Annotated in this window: 16 protein-coding genes; 6 read left to right on the top strand and 10 right to left on the bottom strand. The window is 52.9% G+C overall.

Annotated elements, in window-relative coordinates; translation table 11 throughout:
* Nucleotides 1–5 precede the first annotated feature (5 nt).
* Nucleotides 6–1,250 (top strand): MFS transporter, encoded by a 1,245-nt coding sequence (locus tag FHT67_RS00670; protein ID WP_167194791.1) that lies wholly within the window; start codon nucleotides 6–8, stop codon nucleotides 1,248–1,250.
* A gap of 44 nt (nucleotides 1,251–1,294) precedes the next feature.
* Here the strand turns inward: FHT67_RS00670 and FHT67_RS00665 are convergent, their stop codons facing one another.
* From FHT67_RS00665 to FHT67_RS00655, 3 genes are all read right to left on the bottom strand, one after another.
* On the bottom strand, nucleotides 1,295–1,969 hold the full coding sequence (locus FHT67_RS00665; RefSeq protein WP_167194788.1) for a deoxynucleoside kinase: 675 nt from the start codon (nucleotides 1,967–1,969) through the stop codon (nucleotides 1,295–1,297).
* A 160-nt stretch (nucleotides 1,970–2,129) separates the two neighbouring features.
* Nucleotides 2,130–3,956 carry a B12-binding domain-containing radical SAM protein gene (locus FHT67_RS00660; protein WP_167196783.1) on the bottom strand — a complete coding sequence of 609 codons (1,827 nt, stop codon included), beginning with the start codon at nucleotides 3,954–3,956 and terminating at the stop codon, nucleotides 2,130–2,132.
* Nucleotides 3,957–4,087: 131 nt separating this feature from the next.
* A complete protein-coding gene (locus tag FHT67_RS00655; RefSeq protein WP_167194785.1) occupies nucleotides 4,088–5,635 on the bottom strand; it encodes a stalk domain-containing protein in 1,548 nt (515 codons plus the stop codon).
* 243 nt (nucleotides 5,636–5,878) lie between these two features.
* Between FHT67_RS00655 and FHT67_RS00650 the strand changes: the two genes are divergently transcribed.
* Both FHT67_RS00650 and FHT67_RS00645 read left to right on the top strand, forming a co-directional pair.
* Nucleotides 5,879–6,844, top strand: a complete 966-nt coding sequence (locus tag FHT67_RS00650) for an RluA family pseudouridine synthase (protein WP_167194782.1) — start codon at nucleotides 5,879–5,881, stop codon at nucleotides 6,842–6,844.
* 4 nt (nucleotides 6,845–6,848) lie between these two features.
* The gene (locus tag FHT67_RS00645; protein WP_167194779.1) at nucleotides 6,849–7,148 is read left to right on the top strand and encodes a DUF6509 family protein; all 300 of its coding nucleotides are present in this window, start codon (nucleotides 6,849–6,851) and stop codon (nucleotides 7,146–7,148) included.
* 47 nt (nucleotides 7,149–7,195) lie between these two features.
* Here the strand turns inward: FHT67_RS00645 and FHT67_RS00640 are convergent, their stop codons facing one another.
* Nucleotides 7,196–7,564 carry a hypothetical protein gene (locus FHT67_RS00640; protein WP_243866852.1) on the bottom strand — a complete coding sequence of 123 codons (369 nt, stop codon included), beginning with the start codon at nucleotides 7,562–7,564 and terminating at the stop codon, nucleotides 7,196–7,198.
* A 109-nt stretch (nucleotides 7,565–7,673) separates the two neighbouring features.
* Here FHT67_RS00640 and FHT67_RS00635 point away from each other — a divergent pair, with 109 nt between their 5' ends.
* Together FHT67_RS00635 and FHT67_RS00630 are read left to right on the top strand one after the other, a co-directional pair.
* Complete coding sequence (locus FHT67_RS00635; RefSeq protein WP_243866851.1) at nucleotides 7,674–9,533, top strand: prenyltransferase/squalene oxidase repeat-containing protein; 1,860 nt, start codon at nucleotides 7,674–7,676, stop codon at nucleotides 9,531–9,533.
* A 204-nt stretch (nucleotides 9,534–9,737) separates the two neighbouring features.
* A complete protein-coding gene (locus FHT67_RS00630) occupies nucleotides 9,738–10,070 on the top strand; it encodes a DUF1904 family protein (protein WP_167194777.1) in 333 nt (110 codons plus the stop codon).
* Nucleotides 10,071–10,130: 60 nt separating this feature from the next.
* Here the strand turns inward: FHT67_RS00630 and fur are convergent, their stop codons facing one another.
* The 3 genes from fur to FHT67_RS00615 all read right to left on the bottom strand — a co-directional run bounded on the left by fur (nucleotide 10,131) and on the right by FHT67_RS00615 (nucleotide 11,930).
* Nucleotides 10,131–10,601, bottom strand: coding sequence for a ferric iron uptake transcriptional regulator (fur, locus tag FHT67_RS00625; RefSeq protein ID WP_132305186.1), 471 nt, complete (start codon nucleotides 10,599–10,601; stop codon nucleotides 10,131–10,133).
* Nucleotides 10,602–10,737: 136 nt separating this feature from the next.
* Complete coding sequence (locus tag FHT67_RS00620; RefSeq protein WP_243711534.1) at nucleotides 10,738–11,229, bottom strand: GNAT family N-acetyltransferase; 492 nt, start codon at nucleotides 11,227–11,229, stop codon at nucleotides 10,738–10,740.
* Nucleotides 11,230–11,363: 134 nt separating this feature from the next.
* Nucleotides 11,364–11,930 (bottom strand): GNAT family N-acetyltransferase, encoded by a 567-nt coding sequence (locus tag FHT67_RS00615; protein WP_167194774.1) that lies wholly within the window; start codon nucleotides 11,928–11,930, stop codon nucleotides 11,364–11,366.
* A 96-nt stretch (nucleotides 11,931–12,026) separates the two neighbouring features.
* Between FHT67_RS00615 and FHT67_RS00610 the strand changes: the two genes are divergently transcribed.
* Nucleotides 12,027–14,105, top strand: coding sequence for an ATP-dependent helicase (locus tag FHT67_RS00610; RefSeq protein ID WP_167194771.1), 2,079 nt, complete (start codon nucleotides 12,027–12,029; stop codon nucleotides 14,103–14,105).
* On the opposite strand, the gene FHT67_RS00605 is transcribed toward FHT67_RS00610, so the two are convergent.
* The 3 genes from FHT67_RS00605 to FHT67_RS00595 all read right to left on the bottom strand — a co-directional run bounded on the left by FHT67_RS00605 (nucleotide 14,096) and on the right by FHT67_RS00595 (nucleotide 15,525).
* Nucleotides 14,096–14,635 carry a hypothetical protein gene (locus FHT67_RS00605; protein ID WP_167194768.1) on the bottom strand — a complete coding sequence of 180 codons (540 nt, stop codon included), beginning with the start codon at nucleotides 14,633–14,635 and terminating at the stop codon, nucleotides 14,096–14,098. The genes FHT67_RS00610 and FHT67_RS00605 overlap by 10 nt on opposite strands.
* A 69-nt stretch (nucleotides 14,636–14,704) precedes the next feature.
* Nucleotides 14,705–15,208, bottom strand: a complete 504-nt coding sequence (locus FHT67_RS00600) for a ferritin (protein WP_167194765.1) — start codon at nucleotides 15,206–15,208, stop codon at nucleotides 14,705–14,707.
* 95 nt (nucleotides 15,209–15,303) lie between these two features.
* Complete coding sequence (locus FHT67_RS00595) at nucleotides 15,304–15,525, bottom strand: DUF1450 domain-containing protein (RefSeq protein ID WP_132303106.1); 222 nt, start codon at nucleotides 15,523–15,525, stop codon at nucleotides 15,304–15,306.
* Nucleotides 15,526–15,547 lie beyond the last annotated feature (22 nt).

Genomic DNA, 15,547 nt, shown 5'->3' with positions numbered 1-15,547 from the left:
CGAGTATGGCAACTTTTTTTCTGATCATTATTTATTTGGCTTTTATCAGTCTAGGCTTGCCGGACTCCCTGCTCGGCACGGCGTGGCCGGTCATGCGGCCGGAGCTGAACGCTCCCCTTGGAGCGGCGGGCGTGCTGTATATGACCATTGCCGCCGGAACGATCGTCTCCAGTCTCGCAAGCGGCACGATTCTTACTCGCTTTGGCACCGGAAGAGTAACCTTGGTCAGCTGTATTATGACCGCTGGCGCCCTGCTTGGTTATGCCACCTCTCCGTCCCTTGTCTGGCTGCTCGTTTGCGCGATTCCGTTAGGGCTTGGAGCCGGAGCGGTTGACGCCGGCCTGAACAACTATGTGGCCGCCCATTACAAAGCGCATCATATGAGCTGGTTGCATTGTTTCTGGGGCGTGGGCGCAACGCTTGGACCTGTCATTATGGCTCAATTCATTTCCAATAACGCCTGGAGATACGGCTATCTAACCGTTGCGGCTATCCAATGCGTTCTCGTGGTCATCCTGTTCTTCTCCCTTCCCTTGTGGGACCGGGTTGCCAAAATTCACAGCAGAACCTCGTCCCGCGCCGTGATGGAGGAAGCCGCAAACGAGCGCGGGGAGGAAGCTTCAGCCGGCCATCCGTTGCAAATCAGAGGCGTCAAGCTCGCGCTTGTTTCCTTCATGCTGTACTGCGGGATTGAAGCGGCGGTAGGTCTGTGGGGCAGCAGCTATCTTGTAAATATGAAAAACGTATCCGCTTCTACGGCCGCGCAATGGGTGTCGCTCTACTATGCAGGCATTACGGCAGGCCGGTTTATTACGGGCTTTATCACCTTCAAGGTCAGCAACCGCAATCTGATCCGCGGAGGCCAGCTAATCGCCTTAATCGGTGCCCTGCTGCTCTTCCTTCCGCTGCCTGAAGGCTTTGCGCTTGCCGGCTTGATCGTTGTGGGCTTTGGCCTTGCCCCCATCTATCCGTGCATGCTGCACGAAACGCCGGTACGGTTCGGGACAAAGCAATCGCAATCCATTATGGGTTACCAAATGGCCGTGGCTTACACCGGCAGCACGCTGATGCCGCCGCTTCTCGGTTTATTGGCTTCCTCGATTACAATCGGCATTTTCCCGTTCTATATCGTCCTGTGCACGGCAGCCATGCTCCTGTTTACGGAACGGCTCAATATTTTCCTTCGGTCAAAAACCAGCCTGACGCACGCAAGCACAGGTTCGGGTTCAGGTACAGATCAATCTATATAAACGCGCAAAAACCTGCCGGGATGCCCGGCAGGTTTATTTTATCCCTATTCGCTTGCTGCAGCCGCCTGCGCCTTCGTTAGCCGCGACGACCCGATTACGCGGCTGATTTGCGCTATAATGCCATCCAGCGATGCCGGATCGTGAACATCGTATTCGTCAATGTTCAGTCTTAGCACCGGGCAAGCGTTAAACTCGCCGATCCAGGCTGCGTAGCGTTCATGCATCCGCTCCCAATAAGCGCGTTCCGTCTGAATTTCCATCTCCCGTCCGCGCGCCGCGATCCGGTTCAGAATGGACGGCAGGCTGCCTTCCAAATAAATCAGAATATCCGGATGCGGAAAATACGGCGTCATCACCATCGCTTCGAACAAGCTGGTATACGTCGCGTAATCCGTTGCGGTCATCGTTCCCTGATCCGCATGCATTTTGGCGAAGATGCCGGTGTCCTCGTATATGGAACGATCCTGCACAAATCCTCCGCCTGCTTCAAAAATCGCCTTCTGCTCTTTAAAGCGCTCAGCCAGAAAATAGATTTGCAGATGGAAGCTCCACCGCTCAAAATCATGGTAAAACTTCTCCAGATACGGGTTATGCTCGACCTGCTCGAGCGAAGTCCGAAAGCCAAGACGCTCGGCCAAAGCGGACGTTAACGTCGATTTGCCGACCCCAACCGTACCGGCTATCGTAATAAGCGCATTAGAAGGAATGCCATGTTCCATGTATAATAACTCCTTTTATTACCGCGTAAACGGCTGTTCCGCTCATAGGAGCGGCAAACGTTCCACATAGCTTCCTATTGTATCATATGAGCAGCCGCGAGCAATGGTTTTATATGGGCGCAGGCAAAAAAAGCCGCCTCCCGGGGCGGCCTTGATTCTTCTAGAAACCTACGGACAGGGCATCCGAGCTTACCCTCATAATAACCGGCTTAGGCGTCGGCTTCGCTTGACGTTCTCCTCCTCCCAGCGCGTACAGGACGGCAAGCAGCGTATGGCTGCTCTTGACAATCTCGCCCGTCGCCAAATAATGCTGCAGGTCAAACGGAAGCAGCTCGATAACCGTATGCTTGTAAAGCTCCTTCTCGTTCAGCTGCAGAGCGGCAAATTCACGGGATACTTCCTCCGGACGCTCGGCAAGGCGGCGCATCCAGCCGCTCCATTCCGATTTGTCCATCGTGAATTCCCACCAAGTTTTCCGCGGCTTGTAGTTATGGTTCAGGAAGTAATCGTACTTCATGAGGCCTAGCGCAACGTCCAGATCCAGCTTAGCCGCTTCTTCGGATGCCGCACCCGCTTTGTACTCGGACAGGAACGCCCAGAGCCTTGAGAACAAGTCCTCCAGTTGATGCCCGATCTTCTGCCAGCCTCTCTCCTCCCAGAAGTCGCCGAAGGATTGGAAGAAATCGAACGGAGAAGGAAAGACCTCAGTGACCAGGTAGCCCAAAGTACGATCCATCCGGTGCGCGTTCCAGTACTTCTCCAGCACATCCTCTACCCGCTTGATCCGCACGATATCGGCAAACGGCATCAACTCGTTGCCAAGCATTTCGTACGGCGCGTGGTCCATATAAATGTAGCCCCATTTATCGGCATCCCGCCGCAAGCCCGTTCCGCGCAGCATCTTCAGGAAGCCAAGCTGCAGCTCCTCAGGACCCAGCTCGAACACGTCGTTAAACGTTCCGCGGAACGTATCGTAATTCTCGAGCGGCAAGCCTGCGATCAAGTCCAAATGCTGGTCGATCTTGCCCGATTCCTTCACCTTCGTAACGGTCCGCACAAGCTTCTTCCAGTTCTGGCGGCGCTGCACCGCTTCATTGGTCGGATCATTGGTCGACTGAACGCCAATCTCGAAGCGGAAAACGCCCGGCGGCGCGTGCTCCGCCAAATAATCCAGCACTTCCGGCCGCATGATATCGGCGGTAATCTCGAACTGGAATACGCAGCCGCGGTGGTTCTCGATGAGGAATTTAAACATTTCGAGCGCGTAGTCCCGCTTGATGTTGAAGGTACGGTCCACGAATTTGATCAGCTTCGCGCCGGAATCGATCAGATACGTAATATCGGCCTTCGTTCGCTCCATATCGAAATACCGGACCCCAACCTCGATACTCGACAAACAGAATTGGCAGCTGAACGGACAGCCGCGGCTTGTCTCGAAATAAACAACCCGGCTGCCCAGATGAGGAATATCCTCCTCGAAGCGGTGCGGAGACGGCAGCGTCGCCAAATCCAGCTTCGGACGGCCGGGATTGAGAAGAATCTCTACCCGGTCCTCGCGCTGCTTGCGGTAAGCAATGCCGAACACCATATGGTATTTGCCCGCTCCCTCAATCTCCGTCAGCAGATGATGGAAGGTCTCTTCCCCCTCGCCAACGACGATAAAATCGACCTCCGGAATTCGCTCCATCCAATATTCCGTATCGTAGCTCACTTCCGGTCCGCCAAGGACAATCTTGATCTCCGGCATGATTTTTCGCAGCATATTGATGACGGTAATCGTCTCTTCAATATTCCAGATATAGCAGGAGAAGCCTACAACATCCGGTTTGCGCGAAAAAATGTCCGAGACGATATTCATCACGGGATCTTTAATGGTATACTCTGCGATTTCCATATCGAAATGCTCGCCGCTGTACGCCTTCAGGCAGCGCAGGGCAAGCGAAGTATGAATATATTTGGCATTTAACGTGGATAACACAACTTTCATCACGGTACCTCTTTCTGCTCTCATGCAAGCTTCCCCTATTGTACCGAAAACACGGCAAAAAAAGAAGAGGCCCGCCGCCGGGAGCATCCATGCTGCCCTAGCGGTAAGCCTCTTTTTTGTATAATGGAGAATTAGTCCCTCATATCGATATAAAGCTGATCTTTAAACTGCATATCCAGAATCGGGAAGCGAACCTCCCATTTGTCATTGCCAAGCGCCTTCACTTCGCTTGCGTTAAAGCCGCGAGGTTCGAAGCCGAAAATACGGTCGTAATAAATCTGGAATTGAATCTTGTCGCCAGGCAGCATCCGATGAAGCTCATTGGCCAGGTTAATCGCCCAGGTGCGAAGGCCCTCTTTGTTCTGCCCGCCGTAATACGTGTAGAAGACGGGATCCATATCCGTCGTAATGACAAGCCAGCCTTGGGAATCACGCGTAACCTTCCAATTACTCAGCTCCGCTTCCCCTTGTTCCGTCGAGAAAACACCAAATTGCTCTTTCAATAAAGCCGCAATCTTATCCTCCGATTGACCAACAAGCGTATCCGGCAAGGTTGGATCCAGGAATTTCACTTTGTCGGAAGGCACCTTCGGAAGATCCTCCATCAGCATCGCCGCATAGACCGTCGAGACCGCGAAATTCAGATCCGCTTGCGACGTATAGCCCGCGGATGTGATGCCAATCAGCTCGCCGTATTCATCAAATAAAGCGCCGCCGGAGCTGCCATGGTCGATCGGAGCGCTGGTCTGGATGTAACGCGTGCTGCCCTCGTAGATGACATTGCTGACCAGACCGTCGGAAACCGTATTTTGAAGACCAAGCGGACTTCCGATCGCGACAACTTTATCGCCTTTTTTCACGTTCAGGCTGCTGTAGCCTACCTCGACCGGGGTCGAACCAATCGACTGGTCGGTCTGGATAATCGCCAAATCGTTGTTTTGGCTGTATGTAACAACGCCGGATACCTTAATTTGCTTATTGTTTACGGTAATAACCGTTGCCGAAGAGGCATCCTGCATCACATGGTAATTCGTAAGAACGTAACGGTCGCCAATCACTACGCCGCTGCCGAGACCCAAATTGGTCGTAATGGTAACCACGCTGTCGTCGTACATGTCGACGATTTGCTGCGGCGTATATTTCGGACGGTTGTTCAGCTCCTCCTGAAGCTGCTCGTATTCCTGTTCGTATTCGTATTCCTCCGTTGTGATTCGCACAGCCTGCTTGGCATTATCCCATTGCACCGTGCCGCCAAGCGACTCGGCTACGAAACGGGCCGGAACATAAGTCGTATTGTTCTTGATTTCAGGCGCGGCATCCAGCTTCACGGACTTGCCGTTGATTAGCGCTACTTTGTTGCCGATCGTAAGCGTAATGGAGGTGTTATCCTTGCGGACGATAATCGTCTGCGCCTTCTCTTCCCAGGTTACGGAGGCATTCAAGGCTTTGAACAGCTCGCGCATCGGAACGAAGGTTACGCCATTTTTCGTATAGGGAGCTTTCGAGAGCGAAAGCTTCTTGTCGTCGACGTAGACGCTGATGGCGGAAGCTTTGGCCGCAGTTGCGAATTTCACGGGAGACGTTGCGGCTGCGGCATGCTGCGGAGCCCCGAGAGGAGAAAGCAGGAGGCCTGCTGCAAGCAGCGGAGTTAATAAGGTATAGGATATTTTTTTCTTCACGATTACTTTTTCCTCCAAATTTTTACTGTATTACCAGCGATAATGATAGATTAATCTATCGTACCACTATCAGCCTTCGTTTGTCTATGAAAATGGTTTCATAGGATAATCATGCCAATGCTTATTATATCGGCCCAACATGAACGTAGTGTGAAGGGTTCCGTGTAGAATTTGCAAAGCCGATCATGGTATAGTGATTGCAGTCAAGCTTGAGCAAGTCAAGCGCAGGAGGAACTTAAAGTCATGCCAAAGAAACCTAATAGCCCCGGCCCGGCTAAAAGCGCTTCATCCAAAAACAGCTCGGCCACGCCAAACAAGACGTTTGCCGTTACGGAGGAGTCCGAGCTGCTCGCTTTTTTGCTGGCTCATCTGAACCAGGGCCGCAACTCCGTCAAATCGCTGCTGGCGCATGGTCAGGTATACGTCAATGACCGCGCTGAAACGAAATATAACTACCCGCTTCAGCCCGGGCAAACGGTTGTCATCCGCAAGGAACGGGAAAAAGAGAAGTTCCCCCTCGTCGGACTTACGATTCTGCATGAGGACGAGCATGTCATTGTGGCCAGCAAAGAGGCCGGTCTTCTTACCATAGCTTCGGACAAAGAAACCGAGATGACCGCTTACCGCCAGTTGATGGCCTATGTTCGCGATTCCGATCCGAAGAACCGGATCTTTATCGTTCACCGCCTCGACCGGGATACTTCCGGGGTGCTGATGTTCGCGAGGAGCGAGGCCGTGCAGCAAAGGCTGCAGGAAGAGTGGCAGACGATCGTGAAGGAACGATCTTACGTTGCGCTCGTGGAGGGCGAAGTGAAACGGCAGGAGGGCACCATCTCCTCTTGGCTGAAGGAAAGCAAAACGCTCCGAATGTATTCCAGCCCCCACCCGAATGACGGGCAACACGCGGTAACCCACTACAAGCTGCTGCAGGCGGGAAAAGCCTATTCGCTCATAGAGGTCCATCTGGAGACCGGCCGTAAAAACCAAATCCGCGTTCATATGCAAGATATCGGGCACCCTATCGCGGGAGATAAAAAATACGGCTCGCAGACTAAGCCGATCGGCCGTCTTGGGCTGCACGCGCGTGTTCTTGCCTTCGAGCACCCGGTAACGGGGAAGCTGCTGAAATTTGATACCGGCATCCCCAAGCTGTTCTACAATCCGCTCCGGAACGGGGCGCCTACAACAGACAGAAGAAGCAAAGGATGATCATATGCTTGAGATTACGACCTACAGCGTAGAGTTTATTAAAGATCCGTTCGGCATCCTGTCCGGACGCCGATACGAGTTTCTGATCGATATCGATCTGGATGAGGAAGATGAATTGTATTCGAAGAACGGCATCTATATCCGCGCCGTATACAGCGAAGAGGAAGGCGGCGGCCGTCTGATCAAGCATGAGCTGATCGAGCGGGTAACGGACAAGCTGCTCGACTTCGAATTGGAGGAAGACGAGGAGCAGGAGCTGCTTGCTTTCTGCAAGGAGCATTACAAGGAAGCGGATGAGCAATGATGAAGAGGCTGACCGGTCATTTGACTGGTCAGCCTCTTTTTTCGTGCCTATACCGGGATGCGGTAAGACGAATACTCCTCGATAATATGCTCGCCGTTGTTGTATACCCATTGGAAGCAGAAGCGGTTGCCTTCATAGCGGGTACGTTTCCGGATATCCGGCAAAATAACCGATTCGAAATGGTCCGTAATCGCCTGCTGCATGCCGCGAAGCCTTTCCTCGTTCGCCTGCTGCTGCACTGCCGCCTCCTCGTCCGACTGGGCCGTCTGCCGGAAATACAGGATGGCTACCTCCGTATCGCTTACGTCCCCCGGGATCGGATGTCCCGAGCCGCGGAACACTTCCTTCACCGTATCAATCCAATTTCTATATAAATCTATCGTAATGTCATACATATGGTCCGAATCTCCCTTCATAATATAACGCCTTGAAGTTGCAAGGCTTCTTCTTTTCCCTTCGTGCTCCCGCATATACATAACTAGCAGCAATATCATCGCAGCAAAGGAATGAATGCGGACTATGGATATGGATCGAATCCGCGCAAGGATCGAGCGGATGCGAAGCGAGCTCCTGCAGCTTCAATCAGCCGATGGCTCATGGCGTCTTTGCTTTGATTCCGGCACGATGCCGGACAGTTATTTTATCATTATTCTCCGGATGCTTGGCTACGGCCAAGATGAGGCGCTTATCCGCCAAATCGCAAGCCGGATCCTGAGCAGGCAGCTTCCTAACGGTACTTGGAAGATCTATCCCGACGAAGAAGACGGCAATCTGGACGCGACGGCGGAGGCTTATTTCGCGCTGCTCTATTCCGGTTATTTGAACAAACTGGATCCCCGCATGCAGCTGGCGAAGCAGTTTATTCTAAGCAAAGGCGGCTTGTCCAAAATCCGCTCTCTCCTGACGCAGGCGATCTTCGCCGCGGCAGGTCAGGCGGCATGGCCAAAGTCGATGCGCATTCCCCTCGAGGTCTTTTTCTCCGACAACGGCATCGGCATCGATCTCTTTTCCTTGTCCGGGCATGCCCGCGTACATATCGTGCCGATCATTATGCTCGCTAACGCCCAGTTCGTGCAGCATAGCGCCTCCATGCCCGATCTGTCCGATCTGTTCGAAGGCAGCTCCAAGCGATTCGAGAACGATTCGCCATGGATTGCGGCCTTGGCTACGTTGGTGGGTTCCTTGTCGCTATCGGAGCTGCTTCCTTTCGAATCGCCCACCCCGCAGGAAAAAGCGGTTCAATTTCTATTCGAACGGCTGGAACCGGACGGTACGCTCCTTACTTATACAACGGCTACCATGTTTATGATTCTGGCGCTTCTGATGCTTGGTTATTCTACAAATTCACCGCTCATTCACCGCATGGTGTCCGGCATCCGTTCCGTCATGTGCGCCAACAGCCATGTGCAGATCGCCTCCTCGGAAGTATGGGATACGGCCATGCTGGTTCATGCCCTGCGCAAGGCCGGAGTAAATCCTACCTCCACCGCTCTGGAGAACGCCGGGGCTTATCTGCGCCAAAGACAGCAGACCCAGCTTGGAGACTGGGCAATCCGCAACCCCGGCACGCCAGCCGGAGGCTGGGGCTTCTCCAACGTAAACACCCTTTATCCGGATGTGGACGATACCACAGCCGCCCTTCGCGCCATCCAGCCCTACAGCTCCCGCACGCCGGAGCTGCAAGCGGACTGGCAGCGCGGACTGAATTGGGTGCTGACCATGCGCAATGATAACGGCGGCTGGCCGGCGTTTGAACGGCAGGGCTCGCGGCTGCCGATAGCTTTCTTTCATTTCGAAGGGGCCAAGGATATCGCGGTTGATCCTTCGACGGTCGACCTGACCTCGCGCACGCTGCAATTTCTCGGCCAGGAGCTTGGCATGAACGCCGGCAACAGCTGGATCGAATCCACGCTGCGTTGGGTCCTGTCCCAGCAGGAAAGCAACGGCAGTTGGTACGGGCGCTGGGGCATTACTTACGTACACGGCACAAGCGCTGCCATTCAAGGGCTGACGGCCGTAGGCATCGCGGAGGATCATCCGGCGGTCAAGAAAGGGGTCGACTGGCTGCTTCAGGTCCAGAATGAAGACGGAGGCTGGGGCGAATCCTGTATCAGCGATAAAGTCAGGCGTTACGTTCCTTTAAACTTCAGCACGCCATCCCAGACGGCTTGGGCGCTGGATGGGCTGACCGCGGCTTTGCCTAAGCCTACTCCCGCTTTGGAGCGCGGCGTGGAAGCTCTCCTGCAGTCCCTTGACCGCCGCGACTGGACTTATACGTATCCGACCGGCGGAGCTCTTCCCGGCAGCGTCTATGCCCATTATGCCAGCAACAACTATATTTGGCCGCTTCTTGCCCTCAGCAATATTTGGCTGAAATACAGCTGATACCCCTGCGTGCAGGCTCCCTTATCCGAAGGGGGCCTTCGTTTTATGCTCTTGTCTTTACGATAACGCAAGAGCATCGGCTTCTGCAACCGCCCCCTCCATGCTTCCGCATCCGTTGCAATGAGGGGCGAAGTCAAGGTAATCTAAGGGATAGCACCGTTGATGAAAGCTAAAGCAGTTACTATATTTTAAGGAGGGAGCATTATGCCGCAGCTTTTGTTTCGCGGGGTACCCGCAGACCGGCTCACAACGGTTAGCCAGGCGCTTGCCGAGGAACTGGCCTCCGTATGCGAATGCGGAACGGACAACTTTACGATGGAATGCCTGCATACGACAGCCGTCTTTGGCGGTCTCACGGAAGGACAATCGTATCCGTTCGTTGAGGTGGGCTGGTTCGAACGCGGACAAGCGGTCCGTGACCGGTTCGCGCAGGCCGTTACCGCGCAGCTCGCCCGGATCGGCATTGACGAAGTGGAGGTTGCGTTCCGAACGTACCGGGAAGACAGCTACTACATAAACGGCAAGCCGTGTTGTTAAGCCTTTTTAAACAACAAAGGAGCCTTTGGACCCATTCATGATCCAAGGCTCCCTATTATGTTAGGACACCGCTTTGCGGTCGTTGTCGCTTGCTTTGCTTTTGCAGGCTTTGCAAATTCCGTGGAAATCAAGGCGGTGGTCCAATACCTTGAATCCGAATTCCTTCGCAATCCGGTTCTCCATCGGAAGCAGCCAGTCGTCCATAATCTCCTCGACCGTACCGCATTCGGTACAAATCAGATGATGATGGTGATGCTCCTGATCGTTGCTTCTCAGATCGTAACGCGTCGCTCCGTCGCCGAAATTCACTTTTTCCACGACATGCAGCTCGCTCAGCAGCTCCAGGGAACGGTAAACCGTTGCCAGACCGATATCCGGATTGCTGCGCTTCAGCAGCATGTAGACATCCTCCGCGCTGAGATGATCCTTCTCGTTCTCCAGCAATACGCGGACAGTCGCTGCGCGCTGCGGCGTTAATTTGTAGCCTTTTGTTCTTAATTGACGGTTGATCGTTTCCATTTGTTCTTCGATCATAATAAAGCTCACCCGCCTTTCCTTGTGTTTCAATATCCGATGCGCTGTGTTCAAGCTTATTTAGAATGATTATAATTTAGAATAATTATAATCTTAACATAGTTATCATTATTACACAATGACATCTAAAAATTCACAGTGACCACCGATTAATCAGCTCGATATCCGCAAATTTGCCCTCCGCGAATTCTTTGTCGCCAAAGATGCCGCTAATGCGGTTGAATCCGGATTTGGTCCAGAAGCGCAAGCCTGCCCAATTGCGGAGAGATACGTTCACCCTGACTTCCGAGTAACCAAGAAGACCGATCTCCAGCAGAAAATGCTTCATGACTTCCTGGCCGTAGCCCTGATTCTGAAAGTCCCCGCTGATGCACATCATCGCCAGATAAAGCGAATCCCGATGCGGATAGCCGTGATAAACGCTAAGGAACCCAACGATTTCTTCCGTTGTTTTCAGCCTGATGGCCTGGATCCGGAACTTGTCCTTCACGCCGCCTTCCGGCAGTATGCCTTCATGATAGGAACGCTCGATATAATGAGGATCATGCTCTTTCCCGTCCCACAAGACAACCGGCGCGCTTGCCATGTACAGCTCCTGCACAAGACCAATTTCAAATGGCTGCAAATCTTCACAACTAAAAGTCGGGGTACTCCAAGAGGAAGGGATTAGGTTCATTATGTATCACCCGTTACGTTTGTAATAATTACGCCGGTTCTACAGTTTCGACATAACTCGCCGCATTCCTTCTTTCCTCGCCTTTATTCTGCGGATACAGTCTTTACCATTCTCGTATAACGGTGTCCGCTAATAAGAAGCTCGCCGTCTGCGCTGTAGCCCATTTTCTCGTAAAGCAGCCTTGCCTGGCCGTTGTATTCTTCGACAATCAAGGAGACCAGCCGATAGCCTTGCTTCACGGCCTCCCGTTCGAAAGCAGCCATCAGCGCCTTGGCAATGCCTTGGTTGCGGAACGAGGAATGGACGGCAATCGAGTCCAGGTAAAACTCGCCCGGGCGCGTTTCCGTCAAAATCGTATAATCCTGAATTCCGGTTACGCGCTCCACGCGCTCGACTAAGGGCTGATCCAATTGCTCGGCATCGTCCCCCGGATAGCAAACCAATATACCGGCAACCACGCCGTCTCTTTTGTCCGCGAATACATTCCTGTAGCTGACCCGGTTCCCCTCTTCGATATAGAATTCCGCCAAGATCCGCATCGCTTCCGCTTCATCCTCCACTCCCGCAAGCGAGCAGGCGATATTGCCGATAGCCTCATGCAGCAGCGGCATTACTTGCTCCACGTCTTCCTTGCCTGCCGGTCCAATCATGCTGCCTCATTCCTCTCCAACTATTAGTAATTTCGGTTTATACGGTACGAACATCCATTCTATCATGCTATAATCGACAACAGGTGATTACAGACGATGAACAAAGCAACAACTTCCAACAATAAGATCTATTACAAACGCCCATACGGCGTTGTTAACAAAAATTATACACCAGCCGCCCACGCTTCCGCGGATACAAGCGAGCAGCTGATCCCGCCTTCCGACAAGGACGCCTTCTATTTCCGCGCTTTGGAGAAGCAAGGGATCCGGCTGAACGAGCGGCAGATCGCTGCGGTGCGCCATATCGACGGGCCCATCCTGACATTAGCCGGCGCAGGCTCGGGCAAAACCTCCGTCCTCGTCTGCCGGACCGGGTACATGCTGGCCGTCCGCGGCATCCCGCCCCAGCAGCTTCTGCTCATGACCTTCTCCAAAAAAGCAGCCGACGAAATGAAGCTGCGGATCAGCCAGCTCCCGGATATAGGAAGCGCGGCCGCATCCCGGATTGAAGCCCGCACCTTCCATTCGTTCTGTCTTCTTATGCTGCGCAGACGCGGATACAAGCAGAACATCCTGGGCGAAACCGGACGCAAGCAGATTTACTTCAAACGGCTGCTGCGCGAACGGAATTTGCACGAGACGTACCAGCCGGAGACGCTCATTTCGCTCCTCTCCTCCTACAAGATGCAGATGATTGCCGTTCCGGAACTTCCGGAGAAGACGGAAGAGGATCGGCAGCTTAAGCTTATCTTTACCAGTTATGAAGAATGGAAACGCCAATTGGACCTGATCGATTACGATGATATGCTGCTTGAAGCGTATCAGCTGCTGAAGCGGGACGAGAACCTGCTGGCCATGCTGCAGAACCGGTTCCGTTACGTCATGATCGATGAATTCCAGGATACCAATACGATTCAGTACGAGATCATCAAGCTTCTCGTTCAGACCCACCGGAATCTGATGGTGGTGGGCGACGACGATCAGACGATATACTCCTTTAACGGAGCGCGCAACGATTATATTCTGAATTTCGAGAAGCAGTTCCCCGGCGCCAGGAACATCATTCTCGACGTCAATTACCGCTCCGGCTCCGGCATCGTTGGCCTTGGCAACGCCGTTATCCGTCATAATAAGCAGCGGCGCAGCAAAACCCTGCTGACGGCGAAGCCCCACGGCCTTCCGCCCGTGTATGCGAGACCCGGCAACTGCGACGACGAAGCGGATCTGATCGTTAACACGCTGCTTCAGCAGAAGGAGAAAAAAGGCCGCTCGTTCCGCGATTTCGCCATTCTGTTCCGGACAGCCAGCAGCAGCCGGGCGGTATTCGATCAGCTGGTGATCCGTCAGGTCCCTTTTATCGACTACGGCAGCGGCGAATCTCTGTATGAGCAATGGGTCGTCAAGCCGGTTATCGCCCATCTGCGCTTGTCCGTCGACCGCCGCAACTTTGACGCGATGGAAGCGATGCTCGCCACGATGTACGTCAAGCCGGATCAGGCGATGGCGTTTATATGGAATGAGGATAAGAAGCAGGCCAAGAAATGGCCGCTTATCCATCTGACCCGGTTCCCCGAGATTAAGTCTTTCCATCAGGATAAAATAAAAGAACGGATCAAATTAATCCGTTCCCTGGAAAAGCTGAAGCCGGAGACGGCGATCCGGCGGCTTCGCATGGAATTCTACGATCAATTTATTGAAGCGAACAAAAGCGGACCTGCCTTGACCGAGCATAAGGAGTCCTTGAAGGAAATGCTGGACGAGCTTGAGGCATCGGCTAAACGGTTTGACGGCATTGCGGCTTTCCTTGCTTTTATCGACGAGATTGCGGCAAAGCACGAAGAGATGAAACGGATGAAGCCAGACAGCCGCAATGCCGACGCGGTCAACTTTATGACCATTCACAAGTCTAAAGGGCTGGAATTTCCGGTCGTCTTTGTATGCGGCGTATCCGAAGGGATTCTTCCGCATAGCTCGGCCATCACCGCTGAGAAGAATAGCGACAGAAGCGCTATTCAGGCCGGCGACAATGTTGGGGAGGCTGCGCTGGAAGAGGAACGTCGCCTCGCTTACGTCGCCGTCACAAGAGCGGAAGAGGAGCTGTATATCAGCTCCCCCGCTTATTACCGCGGCAAGCCCGCGGCGGTATCCTCTTTTATCATTAATGCTTACAGCTGATGCCGCTGAGCTGCGACCTCAACCCGGAGTCGGTCTCCTTCCTTCTCTATCGAAAGAGGCAGCGCCGACAGCTTGACGAATACTTGGTCATTGTATTGGAACAAGCGGCTTCCTTGACTGTAACGGGGATCGCAAATCAGCAGAACAGGCGCCGAATCCGGAAAGGTGAAACGGTACTCCGTTTCGGACTGCTCGATATAGGGAATAAAAGCTTTTACCCGTAAATAGGCTTCCCCTTGAAGCTCCAGCAGCGGATATTCGGTCTCATTAAAGGGATGAATCGACAAGGTCGTTGAGGTCACTATGACCGGCGGAGTTCGTCTAAGTATTCTATGAATCTGTTCATTTCTGAGCGGCAGACCTAAGGCCAGATGATACATTCCTTGCTGCAGCCGAACCAGCTCGGCTAGCGAGACAAGCACAAAACCGGCAGCGGCGAACATCCCGGCTTCTGCAATTTGTCCCGAAAAGGAAATCAGAAGACCAAATAAAAGAGCCGCATATCCTAAAATGCGCTGTGCGATAAACATTCTATTTCCCCCATCTTTATCATAAAAAAACGGGACCTGCTGCCAGGTCCCGTTTCTTCATGACGACTATTATTCTGCCGGAGCTACGAACGAGCGCTGCGCGAATTCCGCGTCCAGCATGTAGAAGGCGTTGCTGTCTTTATCGATGCGCTTCAGCTTCTGGATAATATTATCGAACAACGCTTCTTCTTCGACCTGCTCGTCGATGAACCATTTCAGGAAATACATCGTTGCGTGCTCGCGGTCGTTAAGCGCAAGATCCGCCAGGTTGTAGAAGCGCTTCGTATTTTGCTGCTCATGCGCGTAGCCATGCTGGAAGGCGTCAAGCATGGATTCGTATTCGTTCTTTGGTTCGCCCAGCGCGGTAAGCGTAGCGCGGCGGCCGCGGTCATTCAGGAATTTGTATATTTTCATACCATGGAACCGCTCTTCCTCCGCTTGAATAATGAAGAAGTTCGCGAATCCATCGAGACTTTCGCCGGAGCAATAGGCTGCCATTGCAAGATACACATGCGCCGAATAAAATTCAAAATTCATCTGCTCATTGAGCGCTTCCGCTAATTTATCATTCATCGCTTATGCACCTCTTTTTCTTGTTTGGTCTTATTCTAACACAAACGGAAAGGACGGCAAAAGCCGTCCCATGCAATATTATCCAAATTATTTGCTTAGCCGATCAATTTCTTCAATTCCTTGTACAGCTGATCCGGGCTCGACGCGCAGATGCTTCTGGATTTAATCATGGCAAAGCTCTCGCGCTTGCAGGTTCTGCAGTTGCCAAGACAGTCCTTCTTCTTCATCTTTATGTCCGGATATTTGCTCTTCATCGCCTTGTAAACGGGCTTCGTTCCGTTCTTCAAATTCCGGGTGCAATATTTGATCTTCTTCAAACCGGCTCACCTCGCTGCGCAA

This window comes from Paenibacillus sp. BK720 (genome assembly GCF_011761545.1).
GTDB lineage: Bacteria > Bacillota > Bacilli > Paenibacillales > Paenibacillaceae > Pristimantibacillus.
The sequence above is the reverse complement of the archived record's forward strand: the minus strand, read 5'-3'. Positions and strand labels throughout refer to the sequence as shown.

Bases quoted from the DNA above. Each gene is read 5' to 3' on its own strand.
- FHT67_RS00665 (WP_167194788.1), bottom strand. From the start codon at position 1,969: ATGGAACATGGCATTCCTTCTAATGCGCTTATTACGATAGCCGGTACG.
- FHT67_RS00660 (WP_167196783.1), bottom strand. From the start codon at position 3,956: ATGAAAGTTGTGTTATCCACGTTAAATGCCAAATATATTCATACTTCG.
- FHT67_RS00610 (WP_167194771.1), top strand. From the start codon at position 12,027: ATGAACAAAGCAACAACTTCCAACAATAAGATCTATTACAAACGCCCA.
- FHT67_RS00605 (WP_167194768.1), bottom strand. From the start codon at position 14,635: ATGTTTATCGCACAGCGCATTTTAGGATATGCGGCTCTTTTATTTGGT.
- FHT67_RS00640 (WP_243866852.1), bottom strand. From the start codon at position 7,564: ATGAAGGGAGATTCGGACCATATGTATGACATTACGATAGATTTATAT.
- FHT67_RS00650 (WP_167194782.1), top strand. From the start codon at position 5,879: ATGCCAAAGAAACCTAATAGCCCCGGCCCGGCTAAAAGCGCTTCATCC.
- FHT67_RS00600 (WP_167194765.1), bottom strand. From the start codon at position 15,208: ATGAATGATAAATTAGCGGAAGCGCTCAATGAGCAGATGAATTTTGAA.
- FHT67_RS00635 (WP_243866851.1), top strand. From the start codon at position 7,674: ATGGATCGAATCCGCGCAAGGATCGAGCGGATGCGAAGCGAGCTCCTG.
- FHT67_RS00645 (WP_167194779.1), top strand. From the start codon at position 6,849: ATGCTTGAGATTACGACCTACAGCGTAGAGTTTATTAAAGATCCGTTC.
- FHT67_RS00670 (WP_167194791.1), top strand. From the start codon at position 6: ATGGCAACTTTTTTTCTGATCATTATTTATTTGGCTTTTATCAGTCTA.
- FHT67_RS00630 (WP_167194777.1), top strand. From the start codon at position 9,738: ATGCCGCAGCTTTTGTTTCGCGGGGTACCCGCAGACCGGCTCACAACG.
- FHT67_RS00615 (WP_167194774.1), bottom strand. From the start codon at position 11,930: ATGATTGGACCGGCAGGCAAGGAAGACGTGGAGCAAGTAATGCCGCTG.